This is a genomic window from Corallococcus sp. AB038B (assembly GCF_003668955.1).
Taxonomy (GTDB): domain Bacteria; phylum Myxococcota; class Myxococcia; order Myxococcales; family Myxococcaceae; genus Corallococcus; species Corallococcus exiguus.
Map to the genome: position 1 here is coordinate 765,652 of NZ_RAWO01000001.1, position 21,705 is coordinate 787,356.

Sequence of the window (21,705 nt, forward strand, 5' to 3'; positions counted from 1 at the left end):
GTGAGAGAAGGAGTTGCCCCGATCAGGGCAGAACGTTGACGTGGATGCCCGGCGTGCGGCGCTCCGTCGCGCGCTCGACCACGCGGCCCAGGCGCAGCAGCAGGTGCTCTTCGTAGGGGCGCCCCATGAGGTGCACGCCCACGGGCAGGCCCGCGCGGTCGAAGCCCGCGGGCACGGAGAGGGCAGGGCAGCCGGTGAGGTTCGCCACGCGGATGAAGCGCATCAGCGCGTCCACCACCGGCAGGTTCGACTCTCCGGCCGGGAGCGTCGCCTCGGGGATGGCGGGCGCGGTGCTCGCCGTCGTCGGCGTGACGATGACGTCCACGTCCGCCATGAGCGCCAGCAGCTCGCGGGTCAGCCGGTGCCGATGCCGCAGCGCGTGGATGAGGTCCGTGGCCCGGAAGTGACGCCCCAGCGCCAGGTTGGTGCGCGAGTCGAGCCCGAACACCGACGCGCGGGCCTTCACCTGCGGCAGCATCGCCTCCGCCATCTCACTCAGGATGATGCAGCTGTGCGTCCAGAGAATCGTATTCAGGTCCGGCGCGGGCAGCTCCACCACCGTGGCGCCCGCGTCGGTGAGGGCGCGCACGGCCTCGCGGCAGCGAGCCACCACGTCGGCGTCCGCGTCTTCAAAATAAGGCGTGCAGATTCCCATCCGCACGCCCTTCAACGCGCCGTCTTCATAGCCAGACAGGTGATGCGGAGGCTGCTGCCGGGCGACGACGTCGTGTCCATCCGGTCCGGCCACAATCGCATACGCCGCCGCGACGTCGTCGACGGTGAGGCCCAGGGGGCCCACGTGCGCCACGTTCCAGCACAGCGGCGGCACGCCCGTCTCCGGGATGCGGCCCCAGGTGGCCTTGAGCCCGACGATGCCGCACAGCGCGGCGGGGATGCGGATGGAGCCGCCGCCGTCCGCGCCAATGCTCACCGGGCACAGGCCCGCCGCCACCACGGCACCAGAACCGCTGGAGCTGCCTCCGGTGATGTGGCCCCGACTCCACGGGTTGCGCGCGGCGCCGTGGTGCGGATTCAACCCGATGGGGTTGATGCCAATCTCCTGCATGTTGGCCTTGCCCAGGATGACCGCGCCCGCGGCCTTCAACCGGGCGGCCACGGTGGAGTCGGCTTGGGCCGGCTCGGTGCGGAACGTGGTGCCCAGCGTCGTGGGGAAGCCCGCCAGGTCCAGCTCGTCCTTGATGACGACAGGCACACCGTCGAGCACGCTCAAGGGCATTCCGGCGCGCAGCCGCTCCGCGGACGCCTCCGCCGCCCGCAGCACCTCCTCCGGCTTGCGAGCGATGAAGAGCCCCAGGCGGTCCGCTCCGACGTCCAGCCGTTCAATCGCCTCGTGGACCTTGCGCGTCACGGCCACCGGGTCCGTGCTCCCATCCCTGTAGGCGCGAGCGAACGCCGCGACCGTCTGCTGCTTCGGCGTCACGGGCGACGCGGCGACGGCGCGCGCGGCCTGCTCCACCGGTGTCTGTGATTCAGAAGGCGGCGCGCCCGGAGGCAGCGGGTACTGGATGGGAGGAGCATCGCCAGCGGACAGCTCGCGCCAGGGCTCGATGCCGCTGTCCCGCATCAACTTCTCCACCAGCGCCGGGCCCACGCCGCCCCGCTCCAGCGTGTTGACCATGGCCTTGAGGGCCATGCCGGAGAGTCGCGGAGCCTTCACCGGAGCGCGTCGGTAGGTCATGGCCCCCGAGCCTACACCCCATGCTCATCCACGCATCAGGTCATTCCCTGTCCCTGGAACACCTCGTAGATTCAAGTCATGCCCAAGATTGCCAGAGGCACCCGCCCGAAGCGCTTCAACCACTTGTCCAAGACGGAGAGTCAGGCGAGCGTCGCCACCCTCTCCGAGCGGATCCGCACCGAGTTCGACCGGGTGCTCTGCATCCGCAAGACGCGGCGGGTGGAGGATGAAATCAAATACAACATCCACCCGAGGTACAAATACTACCACCTGGGCATCGACGCGGTGGAGCCCTCGATGGACAAGAACTACTGGCACGCGGCGTTCACCGTGCTGCAGGGGCTGCCCATCCAGGAGTACGACTCCTTCAAATGCCCGGGGGTGGTCATCAGCAACCAGGCGGAGCTCGCTGGCTGGGGAAAGGGGGACCTGGGGCTGCCCACCAAGAACGTCCTCGAGAACCGGTATCCCGGCCAGTTCCCCCGCACCGCGGCGCCGCAGGCCAATGGAAAGACCCTGGGGACCTGGGATCTGGTCAGCGCGAAGCTCGTGGAGATGCGGGAGCGGGTGAATGGCACCCGGCCCGACGTCAGCTCCACTGGAAAGCAGCGCGGTGTGGAGCGGAACATCGTCCTGGATGACGGCACTTCGTTCCCGAGCGGCGTCATCAAGGCGCCCTACCTGAACGCGGCCTCCATCCCCTACGGCGAGGCCCAGGTGCACTACCTCCCCGAGCACGTCCTGGGAGTCTACGCGGAGCTGCTGAGCCAGCAGCAGATCACCGCGTATCAGCAGGCGGACAACGCGCGCACGGCGGAGGTCGCCCTCCAGGACGCCGTGGAGGCCATCCGGGGGGCGCTGGACCTGCGCTTCTACCTGAAGACCACCTGCAAGATGGCGGTGCCGCTCGTCGAGTACTCCCTGGGAGCCGTCACCCTCCACGCATCGCCCAAGGCGCTCATGACGGCGGCCGAGGCGAAGTGTCCCGCGGCCGTCATCGAGGCCGTGAAGGCCAAGATTCCCATTGGCATGTATGGCGATGACGCCTGAGCGTCAGTGGCCCGTGGGGGACGGAGGCACTTCCGTGTCGAAAATCTTGTCCGACCCCGGTTTGCCAAACACCATCGTCTGATGGGCTGGCGGGAAGACGGTGCCCGGGACGTGCATGCCGGACGCCTCCCAGTAGTGGCCGGAGGCATCCGTCGGCAGCACGAGCTTGTTGCCCAGCGCGCCGGAGGCCGCCTGGAGCACCTCGTAGCAGGTCCGGCAGGGCGTCTTCACGCCGCCGATGAACGCGGGGGATGACTCGCTCAACAGCCCCGCCGCGTCCAGGTTCATGAGGATGGGATAGAACATCTGCTCCGCGTGGATGTCCTTCTTCGTGAAGGTCCCGCGGCCCTGCTCCGGCACGACCAGGTAGACGCGGCCCGGAGCCACCGCGGGCGCCGTCCAGGCCGTGTAGTCGTCGCCATTCTTCGTGATGGTGAGGAGTTCGTGGTTCGCGCAGTTCAGCGACGCCCGGAGCTGCTTGAAGATGTACTTCCATTGATATTGGAAGTACTCCGAATAGGCCGCCTCGGTGTTCGAGACGAAGGCCGTCTTGTAATCCGGCAGTCGATCCGTGTGGGACTTCTTCAGGTTGCGCTTGGAGGAGTTGATGGACCCCGCGCCCGCCTTGCCAATCTTGATCTGACCAATCAGCGCCTTGAGCGTCCCGTGCGTGCCCAGGGAGTCCTCCAGCTCCAGCCCATAGGAGTAGTTGTTGGAGGAGATGAAGAGCGAGCCGTGGGCCCACATGGCCTGGAGTTCGACGGGGTTCATCGAGTCCCCGCCGAAGTCGATGGTGTAGAGCAGCGTGCACAGCCGCCGCATGAAGGAGTTGGGGCCCAGCTCGCGGTAATCCCAGACGGCGTCGCGGCCGACGATCTTCGCGGCGTTCACCACCGTGGGGGCGGACTGGCTCAGACGGGGATAGCTGGTGCTGTTGACCGTCTCCCGGTGGGTCAGCAGGGTCTTGTATTGGTTGAGTGACACCACCCGGCCCGGGTGCGTGGTCGTCGTCTTCGGGTTCTGTGCGTTCGTCAGTGCCCCGAACTTCGTGTCGTAGTCCTGCCGCCGCCTCTTCACCTTCTGGTAGGCCCGCTCGGTGTCGATGCGCGCCTTGGCGTCATCGTCCTCCACGGGCTTCACGCTGAAGGTGGGGACTTCGTCCTGGAAGCCGTCGTCCAGCCGCCGCCGCTTGAGGTTCAGCACCGCCGCGTCCGGAGCGATGTCGAGCGAGCCGCTGACGTCGTGCCGCGCCGGGTTGAGCAATCCGGCCTTCTTGCGCTTCTGGGCCTTGTTGGCGCCCGTCGTCAGCGGGACGAAGAAGATGGAGTGGTTGTGTCCGCACGTCGGACAGTCCGGACGGTTCGCCTTCTCATCCGAGTAGGTGCTGGGCGCGGAGTACATCCACTGGCCCTTGCAGTCAGAGCAGCCGAAGAAGAAGGCCATCGTCGACAGCTTGTCGACCTTGCTGCTGCCGCCTTCCTTCGTGCAGTGGTTGCACGTCGGCATGTCGCCCGGCAACTCACTCTCCAGGAAGATGCCGCTGGTGTTCAGGCACTTCTGACACTTGAAGTAGTAGAGCATCGTCCACCCTGGGGGAGCGCCAGAAGCCGCATGGTACATTACGCGGCGTCATGCACCCGCGCCGCCGAATCCTCCCCCTCGTCGTGTGTCTGCTGGCGGTCGCTACTGGCTGCAAGAAGGAAGCGCCGGCCGCGCCTTCCAAGCCCGCCATCGGCCTGGTGCTGGGGCTGGGGGGCCGGGGCGACCACGCCTTCAATGACTCCGCGCTGCGGGGACTGGAGCTGTGGGCCGCGGGAGTGAAATACGAGAAGGCTGGATATCAGGACACCACCGCGTCCGAGCGGAAGGACTCGTTGGCCCCGGACGTCGCCGCGCGCGGGTGGGAGATGATTCCGCTGGGCATCACGCCGGTGGTCCTCCAGAGCCGCGTGGCGGAGGACTACGAGCCGAACCTCCAACTGCTCGCGGAGCAGCGCGTGTCGCTGGCGATGGGCGTGGGCTTCATGCTGGAGAACGCCGTGGAGACGGTGGCCCGGCGCAATCCCTCACTGCCCTTCCTGCTGGTGGACAGCCCGCTGCTGGACGCGCAGGGCCGGGTCATCACGCTGCCCAACGTCCGCACGGTTGTGTTCCGCGAGGAGGAGGGCTGCTTCCTCGCGGGAGCGCTGGCCGGGCTCGTCACGAAGACGGGCCGGGTGGGCATGGTGGGCGGGATGAAGATTCCCCTGGTGCAGCGCTACGAAGCCGGCTTCCGGGCTGGCGTGGCCGCGACGAACCCGAGCGCCACGGTGCTGGTGAACTACACCGGCAGCTTCACGGACTTCGCCCTGGGCAAGCAGGTGGGGCAGGACCTGCTGCTCAAGAACACGGACGTCCTCTTCGCGGCGGCCGGCGTGGACGGCCTGGGCGCCATCCAGGCCGTGAAGGAGGCGCGCGAGGCGGGTAAGGCCGTGTCTGTGATTGGCGTGGACTCCGACCCGTCCCACCTGGCGCCGGAGGCGGTGCTGTCCGCCGTCGTGAAGCACGTGGACCTGGTGGTGTACGAGGCCATCCGCGAACAGCGCCAGGGGCGCTTCCAGGGTGGGAATGTCTCGCTCGGGTTGAAGGAGGGAGGGATGGGGCTGGCTCCCGTGCGGCTGGACTTCCCGGGCAAGGACGAGGCGCTGCGCACGGTGGAGGCGCTCAAGGCCCGCATCATCTCCGGGGAGCTGAAGGTGCCCACGCAGCCCTGAACACGGGCCCCTGCTCGGGCGATTGGAGGGGAGGGGGGCGGTCCAGCCTTGTGCTGCTGCCCGGCGCGCACGCCGCGTCCACCCTAGGGCCAGGAGGAATCCCCCCATGGCCATTGCCCAGAAGATCGTCACCAACCTGTGGTGCAACAACAACGCTGAGGAGGCCGTCGCCCTCTACACGTCTGTCTTCAAGGACTCGAAGGTCCTGCACGTCACGCACTACACGGACGCGGGCCCCCAGCCCAAGGGCAAGGTGCTGACCATTGAGTTCGAGCTCGCGGGACAGCGCTTCGTCGCGCTCAACGGCGGACCCGGTGTCCCCTTCACGGACGCCATCTCGCTGAGCGTGGATTGTGAGACGCAGGCGGAGCTGGATGAGCTGTGGGACAAGCTCCTCGCGGGCGGTGGCAAGCCGGTGCAGTGCGGCTGGCTCAAGGACCGCTTCGGGCTGTCCTGGCAGATCGTCCCCACCTATATGCAGCAGGTGTTGCTGGATCCGGACGAGGCGAAGCGGGACCGTGTCATGCGCGCGATGATGAAGATGGTGAAGCTGGACATCGCCGAGCTGAAGCGGGCGGCGGAGGCGCGGTAGCCGCCGGCTCGGTCCCGCGAAGCCACGCGGCGCCGGAGGTTCACGGCCCGCGGTGCTTCATCTCCGCGAACCATTCGCGGGAGCGGGCGCGCGGATCCACTCAGCCGCGCCACCGCGTCCTCCAGTGCGTCCTGGTTGGCCCAGACGATGTCCGCGTCGCCGTGCTTCCCCACCAGGTCCAGGATGAGGTGGTAGAAGAGGCCGCCGTCGCGAGCGGCGCGCTTCGTCGGGCATGCTCATCGGAGCGACTTTTTACCGCTCCTCCGGCCCCGGCGCATCCGTCCTTCGGAGCGCTACGCCCCGGCGGTCCAGCCGCCGTCGATGTCGATGACCTGCCCTGTGGCGTACGCGCAGGTGGCGAGGAAGTACGCCGCGTCCGCCATGTCGTGCACGGTGCCCGGCTTCTTGAGGGGCACCTTGCTCACGAGCGCGTCCAGGAACGCGCCGACCTGCTCCGGCGGGACGCCCCAGTCGATATCCGTGTCGCGCGTCAGCCCTGGGGACAGGACGTTGACGCGGATGCCCTTGGGCGCCAGCTCCACGGACAGCGAGCGGCCCATGGCGTTGACCGCGCCGCACAGGCCCGCGCCGCCCGAGTAGTTCACCAGCGCAGTGTGACCCGCGATGCCGGAGCACAGGATGATGGCGCTGCCCGGGGCCATCTTCGGCACCGCGTAGTGGCAGGCGGAGAGCTGGCCGAAGAAGCGGTCGTTGAAGAGGGCGCGCCACGACTGCGAGGGCACGCTGTCCACCGCGCCGAACACGGCGCCACCCGCGCACGTCACCAGCAGGTCCACGCGCGGCACGGAGTCGATGAGCCGCTTCACCTGCGCGTCGTCGCCCACGTCGGTGACGACGCCGCGGGCGCCCCTGCCAATCCGCGCCGCCGCGTCCTCCAGGCGCTGCTGCCGGCGCCCGGCGATGACCACCTCCGCGCCCTCGCTGGCGAAGCGCTCCGCGATGGCGAAGCCAATGCCCGTGCTCCCGCCCGTGACGACCGCGATCTTCCCGTCCAATGCGCCCATGTGTGTGCCTCCTGGATAGGCATACGGATGGCACAGGCACGGCTGGCAATGCCATGCGGCGGAAGGGCGTCATTCCCACCGCTCCTCGCGGACGCGCTTGCTGCCGCACCGCACCCCATGGAACGAAGTGCCCCATGCTCATCCTCCTGCGAGCCCTGGGCCTCTTCGTTCTGACCGCAGTGGCCGAAGTGGTGGGGTGCTACCTGCCGTACCTCTGGCTGCGCGAGGGCCGATCTCCGCTGCTCCTCGTTCCCGCGGCCGTGAGCCTCGCCGCCTTCGCATGGCTCCTGACGCTCCACCCCACGGGGGCCGCGCGGACCTATGCCGCTTATGGAGGCGTCTACATCGCGGTGGCCCTGGCCTGGCTGTGGGCCGTGGAGGGGGAGCGGCCCAGCACCTGGGACATCGTGGGGGCCCTGGTGGCTTTGACAGGGATGGCGATCATCGTTCTGGCGCCTCGCAGGTAGTCCTGCGTCAGGGCATCCCAGAGCCGTGCGGGCTGCCTGTGGCCCAGGGTGCGCGACACCCCCGGACCGGGGTAGACACACGGCATGTCCGCCCTGCTCGACAGCGGCGTGCGCCAGGGCGCGGAGGTTCGCTGCCCCGGGTGCATCCGCTTCATCCCTGCTGATGCCGCGTGCCCGCATTGCCTCTGTGGTGCCATCCCGCTGGAGCGCTATGGCTCCGCGCGGGCGTTGGTGAAGTCCGGCGTGGACCGCTTCTCCCTGGCGGCCCGCACCGCCGCGCTGGAGCCCGCCCAGGTGGCGGTGCTGGAGGCGCGCTACGCACGGCAGTGGGGCGCGGTGCAGCGCCTCGCCGAGGACGCCCGCCGCATCGAGCCCCTCCTCATCCAGCGCGGTTTCGTGCGGGAGCTGGAGGATGCGTGGGCGGTGATTCTGCCCATCGAGGAGGCGTCCCTGGAGGAGATGCTCGCGCCCTTCAGTCCCATGCCGGACTCGGTGGAGTGGCTGGCGAGCAAGTCCCCGGATCCGACCCTGCGCCTGCTGGCTTCGTTCGCCTGGGTGCACCAGGGCACCTGGTCGCAGGAGGCGCGCTTCTCCGTGCGCAACCAGCTGCTGCACGGCGAGGGCCGCGTGGCGGTGGAGGCCATGCTCGCGATGACGCGCTGGCGCAGCGGCCTCTCCCCCCGTTTGAATCAGGAGGAGCGTGAGCGGATCCGCACCCTCGCCCTGGGCGTGCTCGACGTGCCGGAGCTGTCCTCACGCGCCGCGGTCGCCTGGGTGCGCGCGTCGCACGAAGCGCCGCCGGACAATGTCTCCACCGCGCTCCGTCGGGGCCTGTATGGCATGGACCCCGACGTCCGCTTCGAGTGCGCGCTGTGTCTCCACGACGAGGTGGAGGTCGCCCAAGCGCTGGACTCTTCCGATGCGGACCTCGCCGCCTTCGCGCGGCGCACCTTGAGCCAGTGGGGTTCACGCCGGCTGCTCACGCGCCTGCAGCGGGATGGGGACGCGGCCTTCGCCAAGGAGGTCCTCCGCGAACTGCCCACCCCTCCACCCGAGGGCGCCCTGGAAGCGCTGCTCACCGTGTCGCTGCGCACGGTCGGGTCGCTCGCGGACGAGCTGCTCTCCTTCGCGAAGCGGCGTTCCTTTCGCGAATGGGGGCTGGAGGACCAGCGGCGCTGGGCCCGCTGGGCGCGCTCGGTGCTGAGCGACCTGCCCGCGGAGACCGCGCTCGATTTCTTCGGCTGGGCCGCCACGCCTCCCCGCGACGACCCCGAGCCCCCCGAGGAAGAAGAGTCCGAGGCGATGTGGGCCTTCCTGGAGGAGACCGTTCACGCCATCGACCGGGGCGCGAAGAAGGACCGCACCGAGTGCTTCCAGGACTCCTCGTTCGCGCGCTTCCTCCACCATTCGGGCGTGGACGAACAGCGGCGGCTGAACGACTGGGCCCGCGACCCGAACAGCGGTGAGGCGCTGTTGGAGGCGTTGCTCATGTTCCCCTCCAGGGCCCGGAACCTGAGCCTCATTCCAGAGCACCCGAGCACGGAGAAGCACCCCGACCCCGGTCACTTCGGCCGGCTGCTGATGGCCGTCTGGGAAGGGCCGGGCCAGCACCTCCTGGTGGCGCCGCTGACCCGAGTGGTGCGTTCCTGGAGCTCCCTCACCGGAAGCGAGCTGTTCGTCGAAGCCGTGTGGAGGCGCTTCCAGTCCCATCCCGCCGAGCGTGCCACCCTGCTCACCGCCTTCGCGGCCTGGCGCGACCGCCTGTGGGAGTACCAGTGCGACGTGGAGCCGGACGCGCTCGTGCGCTTCCAGGCCTGGTGGCGCGTGGATCCGGAAGGGCTCTACCGCCAGACGGAGCAGCTGCTGGACCGAGTCCCGGTGGACGCGCTCCCCAAGAGGCTGCGAGCCCTCTGGGACGCGGCGGAGGAGTTGGTGGGCACGCGCCCGCGCACGGCGTCCCTCTCCGTGTCGAAGGGCGCCATGGCGCTGCGCAACGGGCTGGAAGGCCGTGATGTCCACGTCCTCGACGTCCTGGACGCGGAGCTGGATCACTTCGAGTCGTGGCTCCCTGCCTTCGAACAGCGCGTGCTCGCCACGCCGTCTCCGCAGGAGGAGTCCAACATCCACCGCGACTTCCTGGACGACACGCACAGCGCGCTGCGGATGATGCGGGAGCGCCGCGAGCGCAGACGTGAAGACGAGGAGCGCGAGCGGCAGCGTGCCATCGACCGTCAGGTGGCCGAGTCCCGCCGCCGCGACCAGGAGCGCCAGTTGGAGGCCCAGCGCCGCGAGGCCGAAGCGCTCCGGGCCCGGCAGGCCGCGGAACGCGAACAGCAGGAGACGCTCTCCCGCGTGAAGGCGCAGCGCCTGCTGGTGACGCTCCAGCCCCGCGTACCGCTGAAGGACGTGGACCGCGAGGTGCTCTTCCCGGAGTCCGCCTTCCCCACGATTGTGGACTACGCGCGGATGATCAAGGCGATGCAGCAGGGTGGGGACGTGATGAAGCTCTTCGAGACCCTGGGGCTCACGCCCGCCACCTGGGCCGCGCAGGCCACCGCCTGGGGACAGGTGATGGTGGGCCGCATGGAGCTGGGCATGCGCTTCGGGGAGCTGCTCGGGGCGCCCTGGGAGTGATGTCCCCGGGCGCCTGGAGTGGGGGCCTGCCGCGCTACTGCGCGGTGGCGCCGCCGTCGAGGACCATCTCCGCGCCGGTCATCAGCTTGGACTCGTCCGACGCCAGGTAGACGACGGCGTTGGCCACGTCATCCGGCTCACCGAAGTGGCCCATGGGGATGCCCTTGAGCATGCGCGCGCGCGTCTTCTCCGCCTGTCCACCGGCCTGGGCCAGCGCCTCCACCATGGCGGTCTCCACGTAGCCGGGGTGGATGGAATTGCAGCGGATGCCGTAGCCCTTGTAGGCACAGTGCAGCGCAATGGACTTGGACAGCATGCGCACAGCGGCCTTGCTGGAGCAGTACGCGGGGAACTGGGGCACGCCCACGAGCCCCGCGATGGAGGAGATGTTGATGATGGAGCCCTTGGCCCCGCACTCCTTCATCACGCGGATGCCGTGCTTGCAGCCCAGGAACACGCCGTCCAGGTTGACCGAGTGCACGAACCTCCACTCGTCCAGGGACATCTCCTCCACGTCCTTCACGATGCCCATGCCCGCGTTGTTCACGAGCACGTCCAGCCGCCCGAACTTCTCCACCGTGCGCGCCAGCGCGCTCACCCACTGGTCCTCGCGGGTGACGTCCAGCGGGAGGAACAGGCCGGCGTCGCCCAGCTCCTCCGCCACCGCGCGGGCCTCGCCCTCGCGCCGGTCGGTGACCACCACCTTCGCGCCCTCGCGCGCGAGCATCCGAGCGGACGCGGCGCCCAGGCCCCCCGCGCCGCCAGTCACCAGGGCCACCTTGCCTTCGACTCGCTTCATGGTCGTCGTTCCTTCAGTGAGCGGCGGGTGCTTCACGCCGCGGGGTTGGGGGTGAGCAGAATCTTGCCGTTGCGGCCCGGCTCCAGCGCGCGCTTCACCGCGTCCTGGATGCGCTCCAGCGGATAGGTGCCGTCCACGGGCGCCTGGAGCGTGCCCACGGCCATCAGCTCCGCCAGCCGCGCGAGCGTGGCGTTCTGCTCCTCGCGAGGGGCATCGCGCAGCCAGCGCGTCAGCCAGAAGCCGCGCAGGGTGACGTCCTTGAAGATGCTGGCGGCAGCGGACAGCATGGGCCCCTTGCCGCTCATGGCGCCGTAGTTCACCAGCGTGCCGCCGGTGGAGAGACAGTCGCCCACGCGGCGAGCGGACTCGCCACCCACCGCGTCGATGCCCAGCCGCACCTTCGCGCCGCCGGTGGCCGCGCGCACCTTCTGGGGCAGTTCGTCCGTGTCCAGCAGCACCACGTCCGCGCCCTGGGCCTTGAGCTCGTCGGCCAGCTCCTGGCGGCGCACGACGTTGACGGTCTTCAGGCCCATCACCTGCGCCAGGGTGATGAGGTAGCGGCCCACCGCGGAGTTGGCGGCGTTCTGCACCACCCACTCGCCGGGCTGGAGCGTCACGAACTGACGCAGCATCAGGTAGGCGGTGGGCGGGTTGATGAGCAGCATGCTCGCCTGGAGCAGGTCCAGACCCGGCGGCACCGGCAGCAACTGCGCGGCGGGCGCGGTGAGGTGGGTGCGCCAGGTGCCCGAGCCCAGCGGGAGGAACACGAGGTCGCCCACGGCCACGGCGTCGGAGCCGGACACCTCCACCACGCGGCCCACGCCCTCGTTGCCGGGCGTGGCGGGCAGCTTGGGCAGCACGCCGTATTCGCCGGAGAGGGTGAGCAGGTCGGACGGGTTGATGGGCGTGGCGAGCACGGCCAGCCGCGCCTCACCGGGCTTCAGCGGGGTGGGGGACTCCTCCACCACCTGGGCGACGTCGGAAGGCGGCCCGAAGGCCGAGAAGCGCACTGCTTTCATGGCATTGCTCCCGCGCTGTGAAGGCGGCGCCACCCTAACCGCCTTCCGCCCTGCTGCCGAGCGTGCGCTGTGATGCCACGCGCGGTGTGCATCCGCTGGTGGATGGATCCGCTCCGCCTGCATTCCCGTCCCGAGGGCACGGCGCTCTGTCCACCCCCGGACGCGAGAGGAAGGAGGCTAACGGCCGACGACGATCGGGCCTCGCCACGACGCTGGGGGCTGCACAGGTTCTGAAATGGACCCCTCGGTGGGGCGGGTGGGGACGGGCGAGGAGGGCGAGTGTGAGCAACGAGCACCGCGAAGGGGCCCTGGCCGGGCCGGGGGCCGCCGCAGGGGAGGGGCTTTCCGCCTCACCGTGCGTCTGGAGACGCAGACTGCTGACGGTACTCAAGCCGGTGTTCGCGATGGGCGGCCTGGGGATGTTGGGGACCCTGGTGCACAAGGCCGGCGCGGGCGAGCTGAAGACCACGCTCCTGGATGCGCTGCCGCTGCTCCCCTGGGTGGTGTTCATCGAAATGGGACGGCAGGCGTGCGACGCCACGGCGACGCGACTGTCCTATGGCGCGCGTGCACGGCAGGTGCCGTTGTCGGTGTTGGTACGAGCGCAGCTGATTGGAACCGCCGTGTCGAGCATGGCGCCCGCGGGCCGAACGGCGGCGGAGGCGACGAAGGCCACGCTGCTGACGCCATACACGGGAGGCGCGGCCGCGACGGCGGCGGCGGCCACGTCGCAGTCGGCGTCGCTGGGAGCCGGAGGGCTCATCTCCTTCCCGTGCGCGCTGGCGGCATATCTGATGACGGGCTGGAGCACGTTCACGGTGGCGATGCTGGTGCACGGCGTCGTGTTGCTGCTCGCGTCGCTGGGCGTGCGCGCGGGGCTCCGGACGAAGCGGCTGGGCACGTGGATGCGCAGGCGGTGCGGAAAATGGGGCGAGCACGCGGAGGCGTTCCAGGCATCGGTATGCGCCGGAGGGCTGTGTCCGTGGCGGCCGATGCTGGCCTTCCTGGGCAGCCGCGTGTTGCAGGTGATGCAGTACGCGGTGCTGGCGCACGCGGTGGGCATCGACGCGTCGGTGGTGCAGGCGCTGTTCACGCAGGGGCTCTACCTGGTGGCGTTGGCGATGGGCTCGCTGGTGCCGGGGCAGGTGGGCGTGACGGACGGGATGTTCTCGCTGGCGGCGGGAGCGATGGGGACGACGGCCGCGAAGGCGATGTCCATCGCGCTGCTCGCGCACACGGTGCAGGCGGTGTTCGTGCTGGTGGGAGCGCTCACTCCGCTGGTGTGGCGCGCGAAGGCGAAGGTGGCGGCAGCCGCGCCGGTGGTGGCGCCGCCCGTGCTGTCCACGCCGGTGTACCGCTAGGTCCTGGCAGCTCCAGGTTCCGTCTTCACGGATGAGAAGGCGAGAGCCCAGTGGGGCCTCGCTGGCGGAGTCGCACCGTAAAAACCTGTCCGACAGTCGGACAGGTCTTGAAGGACCGAAGCCCGGAGCCGCCGCTTCATCCGAGCAACGGAAACCTGTCGGACAGTCGGACAGCTTTTGAAGAACCGCGGCCAGGGCCTCTGGTCCACCCGAGCGGCGAAAACCTGTCCGACAGTCGGACAGGTTTTGGTGGGCCGTTGCCGGAGAGCCTCCGTCCATCCGGGCGGATGAACTTGTCCGACAGTCGGACAGGTTTCGCGGAACCGCGTCAGACCGACGGTGTACACCTCGGATGGTCGAGGTTCAGGCCGGTCGGACCTGGACCGGTGTCCCGCTGAACGCGGCGTTGCCGCTGACGACGTCTAGCGCCTGGTCATCCGTGAGGTCATTGATGCTGGCGCCCGCGTGCGCGCTGGCGACCTGCTGGCGGATGCCTGGGCGCTGGTGTCCGTAGCCATGCGGCAGGCTGACGACGCCGGGCATCACGTCGGCGGTGACGGCGACGGGCACGGTGACCTCCCCTACGCGTGAGCGGATGGTGGCGTTGGCGCCATCCGCGAGCCCTATGCGTGAGGCGTCGTCCGGGTGGACCATGAGCGTGCAGCGGGGACGGCCCTTCACGAGCCCCGGCACGTTGTGCATCCACGAGTTGTTGTCGCGCAGGTGCCGGCGGCCGATGAGCAGCAGTTCGCCATCGCGAGGTGCCGCGTCATCAGGGAACGCGGCGCGAAGCCGGGCCACGTCCGCGACGAGCAGCTCCGGCGCCAGCTGGATGCGCTTGGAGCGGTTGCGGAGCCTGCCGGGCAGGCTGGGCTTCATCGGGCCCAGGTCGATGCCATGAGGCGCGGCACGAAGCTTCGCGAGCGACAGGCCGTGCTTCTTGAGCGGATGGAAGCGCGAGCCATAGGGCCCCATGCGCAGGCCCAGGTCGAGGATGCGCTCCGGCCCCATCCGTTTGAGGGCCTGGTACTGGAGCAGCGCGCGAACGCTCCGTCCCTTGCGCAGGGTCTCCAGCCGGTGCTGGATCTCCAGGAGGATCTCCCAGTCCTGACGTGAGTCCGGACCGGCCGGGAACACCGGCGGCGAATACTTCGCCGTGTTGCGCACGGCGAGCACATGGAAGACGAGGTCGTAGTGTCCTCGCTCCAGCAGCGACGCGGGCGGCAGGATGTAGTGCGCGTGGCGAGTGGTCTCGTTGAGATACGGATCCACGCTCACCATGAAGTCGAGCTGCCCCAGCGCTGTGTCCAACTGCGTGCCATTGGGTGTGGACAACACGGGGTTGCCGGCAATGGTGATGAGCGCTCGGATGCGGCCCTCGCCCGGGGTGAGGATCTCCTCCGCGAGCGCCGCGACGGGAAGCTCTCCGGAGGACTCCGGCAGGCCACGCACCCGGCTCTTCCATCGGCCATGGCTGCCAGGGCTGACACCGAACGCGCGAGGCCCGCCAATGAGGTCGAAAGCGGGAAGGGTGAAGAGCGCGCCGCCCTCGCGGTCCAGATTGCCGGTGACGACGTTGAGGACGTTGATGAGCCATTGGCAGAGCGAGCCGAACGGCTGCGTGGACACACCGACACGCCCGTAGCAGACAGCCCCGTCAGCGGCGAGGAAGTCCCGGGCGATGCCGCGAAGCACCTCCGGTGCGATGCCCGTGTGAGGCGCCGTACGCTCCGGAGGGAAGTCCCGGACGAGCGGCAGCACGGTGTCCAATCCGTCCACGAACTCCGCGAGCCGTCCCATGCGGTGCGCGCTTCCCTCCAGCACGACATGCAGCAGGGAGAAGAGGGCGAGCGCGTCGGTGCCGGGCCTTACGAAGACGTGCTGGTTCGCGATGACCGCCGTCTCCGTGCGGCGGGGATCGATGACGACGACCTTGCCGCCTCGCTCCTGGATGGCACGCAGCCGGGTGCGCACGTCCGGCGTGGTCATCAGGCTGCCATTGGACGCGAGCGGGTTCGCGCCCAGGACGAGCATGTACCGGGTGCGGTCGATGTCCGGGATGGGCACCAGCAACTGGTGGCCGAACATGAGGTGGGCCGCGAGCTGGTGGGGCAACTGGTCCACGGAGGTGGCGGAGAACCGGTTGCGCGAGCGCAGCGCGCGAAGCAGCCCGGGCCCGAACATCATCGCGCCCAGGTTGTGGACGTTGGGGTTGCCCAGGTACGCGCCCACGGCGTTCGGCCCATGCTCCTTCTGGAGGTCATGGAGCCGCTGCGTGATGTCGCGGAACGCGTCCTCCCAGGACACGCGCTCCCAGCCGGAAGCGGTGCGCTTCATGGGATGGCGGAGCCGGTCGGGATCCTCGTGCAGGTCGCGGAGCGCCACGGCCTTGGGACAGATGTGGCCCCGGCTGAACGGGTCCGCCGCGTCCCCCTTGATGGACGTGATGCGCCCATCCGCCACTTCGATGCGCACGCCGCACATGGCTTCACAGAGATTGCAGGTGCGGAAATGGACGGAAGCGCTCATGGACGGAGAGCCTACGCCGGCTCTTCCCCGTGTGGGGCCATTGGGTGACAGACTGTTCCCCACGATGGCTTTCCTGAACGTGCCGGTCCACGACGCCGAGGTCACGGGCGTGCGGATGGATCGGGAGAAGATGTTCCTGCAGGTGGAGCTGGTCCTGCACACCCGCGAAACCGTCTGGTTTGACTTCCAGGGTGCGGAGGACTGGTCCCTGGAGAGGCTCGGGACTCAGAACGTGCTCTTCGACATTCGCGAATGGCGAGCGGGAATGGACGGAGCCGCCGAGCGCTGCGCGGAGTGGGCATTGGATGCCGTCTGGACGCAGAAGGTCCTCTCGGGTGAACTCGCCCTGTACGAGTTCGAGGCTTCCGTGGGGATGGGCGGCTACGTCGTGGCCCGCGCCGTGACGATGGCGCGCACCTGGGAAGAGAGCTCCCTGCAAGGCGTCTCCATCGAGCTCGACTTCCTCCTCAAACCCGGCTGGAAGCGGACAATGGAGGACGGCGGGAACCACGTGGTCACAGGCCCCGCGGGTCCTGAGTTCAGTTCGGAGATCTGGCGCATTGCCCAGTTCATCACGTACGGCGACTACATGAGCCTGGAGAAACTGGATGAGGCGGGGCACCTCTACCGGCTGATGTCTCGCGCACGCAAAAGCATTGGGTTTCAGGTGATGTTCCGGGCGGTGCATCCGGACCCATGAGAGGTCACATGATTTCCCACTCCAATCGATTCATTCACCTGGAACTCGAGCCCGAAGCTGTCTCGCCCTACGCCCTTATGGGGACCATCCGTGTCATGGGCGACGAAGGGCGAATCCAAAATGAACAGACGTACATCAATGCCTGGCTGTGGGCCCTGGACGCGGGCCTGGAGCGGCTCCAACGCGAGTCATTCGCGCGGGTGAAGTTGTTCGCGGAATCCGATGCCCTGGGCTTGGCTCACGACGAAGGCGTGCTGGTGATCACGTATGAGGATCAGGAAGCACGGGTGCGGGATGTCGCTGCCTTCCGGCAGGCGCTCCGCGAAGCGGCTCGGCACTTGAAGGACCTGCGCGATGAAGTAGAGCGAATGAAGCTCGCGAAGACGATCCACTCGGACATCTTCAAGCTGCTGGACAACATTCGTCAGCGCCCGTTCATGTATGTGCCTGGCAACGAGCCCCTGGGCCTGGTGCATCTGCAAAGCCTGGAGCAAATCCTCTGGGGCTATTCATGCGCATTGCACCACCACGGGATTCTGGAGCCAGGGCTCGACTTCCCCGTGAAGTTCGGGGCGTACCTCTCCGAGACCCGAGGGTGGAGCGCTTCCTGCGGTCCGGCCGCCGCCATCCACAAGGCCGCCGGCGGCGACTCGGAGGCATGGGCGCTGTACTGGAAGCTCATCGACGAGTTCCGCGAATCGCTGGCCCGCCCCAACCCGCTTCCGGAGTAAGCTCAGCTCCCGGGTTTCATGACACCCCGCGCCATCCGCCCTGTCCGCCGGACAACCGGGGAGTCACTTGAGCCCCCAACAGCCTTGCCTTGAGCCTCCGGTTGCCGTCCAATGGTGCACAAACCAATGATCGTGACCGGTGGCGGTTTTTAAGAGCATGCGCACCGTTGCGATCACCGGCGTTGGGAAGAGGGTGAAGGGGAAGGCGATGATGGGGACGGCGTTGAAAAAGGGGGCGCGAGGGCTCGCGCTGGGGATGCTCCTGCTGGTGGGCGCTGCTGCCCATGCGGGACAGGCGGGCGGGGTCAACATGCCGGATTCCCTCCAGGTGGAGGGGCGCACACTCGCGCTCACCCACATGGAGCTGAAGAAGAAGCTCTTCTTCAATGTGTACGTGTGGAGCCTCTACATGGAGGAGGAGCCCACCTGCTTCAAGGAGGCTGTGTCGTCCAACAGCCTGAAACGACTGCACTTCCGCTTCCTGCGCACCATCAGCAAGGACCAACTCGTGGGCAGCTTCCGCGAGGGCCTCCGCCAGAACCCGGCCATGCGCCAGGACGCCCTCAACCAGTCCCTGGAGAAGCTGCTGTCGTCCCTCCATGACGTGCGCAAGGGCGACGACCTCGTCCTGACCTACCTGCCCGGCTCCGGCCTCCACGTCTCCGGTGGCGCGTCCGGCGGTGTCCACATCCCCGGCAAGTCCTTCGCCGACGCCCTCTTCAGCTCCTGGCTGGACACACACCCCATCTTCCCCAAGTAGGGCCGCTCGCCCGGCGGGGAAGTTTTGGCCTCAAATTGGATGCGCGTTTCTCCTAGGCTGCGGGCCCGAGAGCGGTAATCTCGGACCCACCAACATCCTTGTCAGGAGGAATCGCACCTATGCGGACACGTCTGGTTCTGGCTGCCCTCGTTGCCCTTTCCACGGGTTGCGTCTCGCAGGGGAAGTTCAACGAGAAGGCCCTGGAGGCGGAAGGGCTGACGAAGAACCTCACGGATGAGAAGGCGGCCCGCGCGGCCGCCGAGGCGAAAATCAAGGAGCTGGAGGAGAAGCAGACCGCGCTGGAGCAGGAGAAGACCGCGCTGGAGACTCGCCTCAACGCCTCCGAGAACCGCCTCACCGGCGCCGCGGCCGAGCGCCGCGCCCTGGAGGAGAAGAACGCGCAGCTGGCCGCGCTCAACGACGAACTGGGGCGCAACGCCAAGAAGCTCGCGCAGGCGAAGGAGGAGCTGGAGAAGAAGAGCTCCGAGTACGAGAACCTGGCCCAGTCCCTCAAGCAGGAGATTTCCGACGGCAAGATCGAGCTGTCGGAGATGAAGGGCCGGATGACGGTGCAGCTCAAGGACAAGATCCTCTTCGCGTCCGGCTCCGCGCGCGTGGGCAAGGAAGGGCAGGACGCGCTGGTGAAGATCGCCGACGCGCTCAAGACGGTGAAGGGCCGCATCGTGCGCGTGGAAGGCCACACGGACGACGTGCCCACCGGCGGCGGACAGTTCGCCACCAACTGGGAGCTGAGCCTGGCGCGCGCGATGGCGGTGGTTCGTTCGCTTCAGGACTCTGGCGTGGACCCGACCATGCTGTCCGCGGCGGGCTACGGGCAGTACCAGCCGCTCGTTCCCAACGACACGCCGGAGCACAAGAGCCAGAACCGGCGCATCGAAATCGTTCTCGCCCCCGGCCTCGGGGGGCGCTAGGAGGGGGCGCGGGAGACCCGCGCACCCTTCATGAGAACGCTCCTCTGCGTCGTCTGTGTATTGCTTGCGACCGGAGCCGTGGCACAGGCTCCGGACGCAGGAACTCTCGCTGGCGATGCTGGCGCTCCCACGGGCGTGCTGACCAGGCCGCCCGCCCTCCTGCGTCAGGTCGAAGCGGCCTACCCGCCGGATGCCGCCGCCCAGCAGCTCGAGGGCACGGTGGTGATGTTCATCGACATCTCGGAGACGGGCGCTGTCACGAATGTCGAAATCACCCAGCCCGCGGGCCACGGCTTCGACGAAGCCGCCACGGAAGCGGTGAAGCAGTTCCAGTTCGAGCCCGCGGAGGTGGACAACGTCCCCGCGCCGGTGCGCATCCAGTACGCCTACCAGTTCGTCTTCCGCGCGCCGGAGCCGCCACCGGAGGCCTCTCCGGACGGCGGCGTCGCGGAGCCGCAGGGGCCGGTGAACTTCAGCGGTCAGGCGGTGGAGCGCGGCACGCGCAAGCCCCTGGTGGGCGCGGAGGTGGTGCTGACGGAGTTGGACCGCTCCACCGTCACGGACGGCGAAGGGCGCTTCTCCTTCCGGGGCGTCCCCGTGGGCACGCACCCGGTCGTCGTGGTGCTGGGCAACTACGACCGCTTCAAGACGCAGGAGACGATTGAAGAGGGCAAGGAGACGCGGGCCACGTACTACGTGCAGAAGCGCATCTTCAGCCAATACGAGACGGTGGTCCGCAGCGACCGCGAGCGCAAGGAGGTGACGCGCACGACCATCTCGGTGGCGGAGGTGCAGCGCATACCGGGCACGCAGGGTGACACGCTCAAGGTGGTGCAGAACCTGCCGGGCGTGGCGCGGCCCGCGTTCAACGGCGGCGCGCTGGTCATCCGAGGCACCAGCCCGCAGGAGTCCGGAGTCTTCCTGGACGGCCTGCGCATCCCCATCCTGTACCACTTCGGTGGTCTCACCTCCGTGTACAACTCGGACCTGCTGGAGGCGGTGGACTACCTGCCCGGCAACTTCTCCGCGTACTACGGCGACATCACCGGCGGCGTCATCAACGTGCGCAGCCGCGAGCCCCGCACGGACCGCTACCACGCCACGGTGGGCATCAGCCTGATTGAGTCCAACGCGGTGATTGAAGGCCCCATCACGGACACGCTGAGCTTCGCGATTGGCGGCCGGCGTTCGTACATCGACCTGGTGCTCAAGGCGGTGCCGTTCGACGACAACAGCCTCCAGGTGGCGCCGCGCTACTACGACGCGCAGGCGAAGCTGGTGTGGAAGCCGAGCAGCCGCCACACCTTCACGCTGCAGGGCCTGACGTCACGCGACCGTCTGGCATTACTCCTGGACCAGCCGGCGGACGGCGACCCGTCCGTCAATGGTGGCCTGGATGTGACGACGGGCTTCAACCAGCTGCGCCTGCGGCACCAGTACCGCGAGGGCAGGCTGACGGTCGACACGCATGGGCTCGTGGGCAACACGATCCTGGACTTCCAGATTGGCGAGCGCGGGCTGCGCATCGCGTCCACGGACCTGTATCTGCGGCCCACGGTGGAGTACGCGTTCAACGACAGCGTGATGGTCGCGGGCGGTCTGGACGTGGTGGCGAACCTGGCGAAGGTGACGGCCAGCATCCAGCAGCCGCCGCGCGAAGGTGAGCCGCCGTCGCCGCTGGTGACGGAGGACCTCATCAACATCGACGGGAAGTTCACCCAGTACTACCCGTCCGCCTGGGCGGAGGTGCGGTGGCGGCCCATCCAGGACCTGCTGGTGGTGCCGGGCGTGCGCGTGGAGAGCTACATCTTCACGGACCAACAGGAGGTGAAGCGCACGGTGAACCCTCGGCTCGCGGTGCGCTATGCGCTCACGGAGACGTTGACGCTGAAGGGCGGCGCGGGCGTCTACCACAGCCCTCCGGTGCAGGATGAGCCGTCGCCGGGGTTCGGCAATCCGGACCTGGGGGCGAAGCGGTCGCTCCAGTACAGCGTGGGCGCGGAGTGGCAGGCGCGGCCGGAGTGGTTCGTGGGCAGCGAGGTCTTCTACAACGACCTGGATGACCTCATCGTCCGCTCGAACGCGCGCGTCGTGCGCGACGGCGAGTCCGTGCCGGAGAACCTGAAGAACGGCGGCGTGGGGCGCATCTATGGCTTCGAGTTGCTGGTGCGCCGGGCGTTGACGGACCGGTTGTTCGGCTGGATTTCGTACACGCTCAGCCGCAGCGAACGCCGGGATGCGCCGGGGGCGCGCTGGCGCAAGTTCGACAACGACCAGACGCACGTGCTGACGGCCATCGCCAGCTACAAGCTGCCGAAGGGCTGGGAGGTGGGCGCGCGGTTCCGCTTCGCGTCCGGCAACCCGACGACGCCGGTGCTGGGCTCCAAGCGCGACGACGCGACGGACGTGTTCATCCCGTACTACGGGCTGGTCAATTCCCAGCGGCTGCCGTCGTTCAACCAGCTGGACATCCGCGTGGACAAGAACCTCATCTTCGACACCTGGAACCTGGACCTCTACCTGGACCTGACGAACGCGTATAACAACCAGTCGGTCGAGGGCGTGGCCTACAACTACAACTATTCCAAGCGCGAGTACTTCAAGGGCCTGCCCATCCTGCCCGTGCTCGGCTTGAAGGGAGCCTTCTGAACGCC

General features: G+C 68.4%; 17 protein-coding genes. 11 read left to right on the forward strand and 6 right to left on the reverse strand.

The annotated features are described in order from the left end of the window. Positions 1-22: 22 nt before the first annotated feature. Positions 23-1,699 (reverse strand): amidase, encoded by a 1,677-nt coding sequence (locus tag D7Y04_RS03270; RefSeq protein WP_121758269.1) that lies wholly within the window; start codon positions 1,697-1,699, stop codon positions 23-25. A gap of 78 nt (positions 1,700-1,777) precedes the next feature. Between D7Y04_RS03270 and D7Y04_RS03275 the strand changes: the two genes are divergently transcribed. Further along, entirely contained in the window at positions 1,778-2,749 is a 972-nt protein-coding gene (locus D7Y04_RS03275; RefSeq protein WP_121758270.1) for a hypothetical protein, read from the forward strand. A gap of 3 nt (positions 2,750-2,752) precedes the next feature. On the opposite strand, the gene D7Y04_RS03280 is transcribed toward D7Y04_RS03275, so the two are convergent. Continuing rightward, positions 2,753-4,330, reverse strand: coding sequence for a hypothetical protein (locus tag D7Y04_RS03280; RefSeq protein WP_121758271.1), 1,578 nt, complete (start codon positions 4,328-4,330; stop codon positions 2,753-2,755). Between the two features lie 50 nt (positions 4,331-4,380). On the opposite strand from D7Y04_RS03280, the gene D7Y04_RS03285 reads away from it, so the two are divergent. After that, a complete protein-coding gene (locus D7Y04_RS03285) occupies positions 4,381-5,502 on the forward strand; it encodes a BMP family protein (protein ID WP_121758272.1) in 1,122 nt (373 codons plus the stop codon). Positions 5,503-5,608: 106 nt separating this feature from the next. Next, the gene (locus D7Y04_RS03290; RefSeq protein ID WP_121758273.1) at positions 5,609-6,094 is read left to right on the forward strand and encodes a VOC family protein; all 486 of its coding nucleotides are present in this window, start codon (positions 5,609-5,611) and stop codon (positions 6,092-6,094) included. A 293-nt stretch (positions 6,095-6,387) separates the two neighbouring features. Here the strand turns inward: D7Y04_RS03290 and D7Y04_RS03295 are convergent, their stop codons facing one another. After that, positions 6,388-7,119, reverse strand: coding sequence for an SDR family NAD(P)-dependent oxidoreductase (locus D7Y04_RS03295; RefSeq protein ID WP_121758274.1), 732 nt, complete (start codon positions 7,117-7,119; stop codon positions 6,388-6,390). A 134-nt stretch (positions 7,120-7,253) separates the two neighbouring features. Between D7Y04_RS03295 and D7Y04_RS03300 the strand changes: the two genes are divergently transcribed. Further along, positions 7,254-7,586, forward strand: a complete 333-nt coding sequence (locus D7Y04_RS03300; RefSeq protein WP_120562296.1) for a YnfA family protein — start codon at positions 7,254-7,256, stop codon at positions 7,584-7,586. 84 nt (positions 7,587-7,670) lie between these two features. Continuing rightward, positions 7,671-10,220 (forward strand): hypothetical protein, encoded by a 2,550-nt coding sequence (locus D7Y04_RS03305; RefSeq protein WP_121758275.1) that lies wholly within the window; start codon positions 7,671-7,673, stop codon positions 10,218-10,220. Positions 10,221-10,254: 34 nt separating this feature from the next. Here the strand turns inward: D7Y04_RS03305 and D7Y04_RS03310 are convergent, their stop codons facing one another. Together D7Y04_RS03310 and D7Y04_RS03315 are read right to left on the reverse strand one after the other, a co-directional pair. Beyond that, positions 10,255-11,019, reverse strand: coding sequence for a glucose 1-dehydrogenase (locus tag D7Y04_RS03310; RefSeq protein WP_120597431.1), 765 nt, complete (start codon positions 11,017-11,019; stop codon positions 10,255-10,257). A 32-nt stretch (positions 11,020-11,051) separates the two neighbouring features. Next, on the reverse strand, positions 11,052-12,038 hold the full coding sequence (locus D7Y04_RS03315) for a zinc-dependent alcohol dehydrogenase family protein (protein ID WP_120597432.1): 987 nt from the start codon (positions 12,036-12,038) through the stop codon (positions 11,052-11,054). A 281-nt stretch (positions 12,039-12,319) separates the two neighbouring features. On the opposite strand from D7Y04_RS03315, the gene D7Y04_RS03320 reads away from it, so the two are divergent. Further along, a complete protein-coding gene (locus D7Y04_RS03320) occupies positions 12,320-13,399 on the forward strand; it encodes a lysylphosphatidylglycerol synthase domain-containing protein (protein WP_199749606.1) in 1,080 nt (359 codons plus the stop codon). Positions 13,400-13,762: 363 nt separating this feature from the next. Here the strand turns inward: D7Y04_RS03320 and D7Y04_RS03325 are convergent, their stop codons facing one another. Next, on the reverse strand, positions 13,763-15,928 hold the full coding sequence (locus D7Y04_RS03325; protein ID WP_121758276.1) for a molybdopterin oxidoreductase family protein: 2,166 nt from the start codon (positions 15,926-15,928) through the stop codon (positions 13,763-13,765). A 130-nt stretch (positions 15,929-16,058) separates the two neighbouring features. On the opposite strand from D7Y04_RS03325, the gene D7Y04_RS03330 reads away from it, so the two are divergent. The 5 genes from D7Y04_RS03330 (at position 16,059) to D7Y04_RS03350 (ending at position 21,700) form a co-directional block, all read left to right on the forward strand. Then, the gene (locus tag D7Y04_RS03330; protein ID WP_147477029.1) at positions 16,059-16,628 is read left to right on the forward strand and encodes a hypothetical protein; all 570 of its coding nucleotides are present in this window, start codon (positions 16,059-16,061) and stop codon (positions 16,626-16,628) included. A gap of 95 nt (positions 16,629-16,723) precedes the next feature. Then, a complete protein-coding gene (locus D7Y04_RS03335; protein ID WP_147477030.1) occupies positions 16,724-17,359 on the forward strand; it encodes a hypothetical protein in 636 nt (211 codons plus the stop codon). Positions 17,360-17,516: 157 nt separating this feature from the next. Continuing rightward, positions 17,517-18,119 (forward strand): chalcone isomerase family protein, encoded by a 603-nt coding sequence (locus D7Y04_RS03340; RefSeq protein WP_233597476.1) that lies wholly within the window; start codon positions 17,517-17,519, stop codon positions 18,117-18,119. Positions 18,120-18,238: 119 nt separating this feature from the next. Further along, the gene (locus D7Y04_RS03345; protein ID WP_120599470.1) at positions 18,239-19,051 is read left to right on the forward strand and encodes an OmpA family protein; all 813 of its coding nucleotides are present in this window, start codon (positions 18,239-18,241) and stop codon (positions 19,049-19,051) included. 30 nt (positions 19,052-19,081) lie between these two features. Beyond that, on the forward strand, positions 19,082-21,700 hold the full coding sequence (locus tag D7Y04_RS03350; protein ID WP_121758279.1) for a TonB-dependent receptor domain-containing protein: 2,619 nt from the start codon (positions 19,082-19,084) through the stop codon (positions 21,698-21,700). Positions 21,701-21,705: the final 5 nt, after the last annotated feature.

Bases quoted from the DNA above. Each gene is read 5' to 3' on its own strand.
- D7Y04_RS03270 (WP_121758269.1), bottom strand. From the start codon at position 1,699: ATGACCTACCGACGCGCTCCGGTGAAGGCTCCGCGACTCTCCGGCATG.
- D7Y04_RS03275 (WP_121758270.1), top strand. From the start codon at position 1,778: ATGCCCAAGATTGCCAGAGGCACCCGCCCGAAGCGCTTCAACCACTTG.
- D7Y04_RS03280 (WP_121758271.1), bottom strand. From the start codon at position 4,330: ATGCTCTACTACTTCAAGTGTCAGAAGTGCCTGAACACCAGCGGCATC.
- D7Y04_RS03285 (WP_121758272.1), top strand. From the start codon at position 4,381: ATGCACCCGCGCCGCCGAATCCTCCCCCTCGTCGTGTGTCTGCTGGCG.
- D7Y04_RS03290 (WP_121758273.1), top strand. From the start codon at position 5,609: ATGGCCATTGCCCAGAAGATCGTCACCAACCTGTGGTGCAACAACAAC.
- D7Y04_RS03295 (WP_121758274.1), bottom strand. From the start codon at position 7,119: ATGGGCGCATTGGACGGGAAGATCGCGGTCGTCACGGGCGGGAGCACG.
- D7Y04_RS03300 (WP_120562296.1), top strand. From the start codon at position 7,254: ATGCTCATCCTCCTGCGAGCCCTGGGCCTCTTCGTTCTGACCGCAGTG.
- D7Y04_RS03305 (WP_121758275.1), top strand. From the start codon at position 7,671: ATGTCCGCCCTGCTCGACAGCGGCGTGCGCCAGGGCGCGGAGGTTCGC.
- D7Y04_RS03310 (WP_120597431.1), bottom strand. From the start codon at position 11,019: ATGAAGCGAGTCGAAGGCAAGGTGGCCCTGGTGACTGGCGGCGCGGGG.
- D7Y04_RS03315 (WP_120597432.1), bottom strand. From the start codon at position 12,038: ATGAAAGCAGTGCGCTTCTCGGCCTTCGGGCCGCCTTCCGACGTCGCC.
- D7Y04_RS03325 (WP_121758276.1), bottom strand. From the start codon at position 15,928: ATGAGCGCTTCCGTCCATTTCCGCACCTGCAATCTCTGTGAAGCCATG.
- D7Y04_RS03330 (WP_147477029.1), top strand. From the start codon at position 16,059: ATGTTCCTGCAGGTGGAGCTGGTCCTGCACACCCGCGAAACCGTCTGG.
- D7Y04_RS03335 (WP_147477030.1), top strand. From the start codon at position 16,724: ATGGGCGACGAAGGGCGAATCCAAAATGAACAGACGTACATCAATGCC.
- D7Y04_RS03340 (WP_233597476.1), top strand. From the start codon at position 17,517: ATGCGCACCGTTGCGATCACCGGCGTTGGGAAGAGGGTGAAGGGGAAG.
- D7Y04_RS03345 (WP_120599470.1), top strand. From the start codon at position 18,239: ATGCGGACACGTCTGGTTCTGGCTGCCCTCGTTGCCCTTTCCACGGGT.
- D7Y04_RS03350 (WP_121758279.1), top strand. From the start codon at position 19,082: ATGAGAACGCTCCTCTGCGTCGTCTGTGTATTGCTTGCGACCGGAGCC.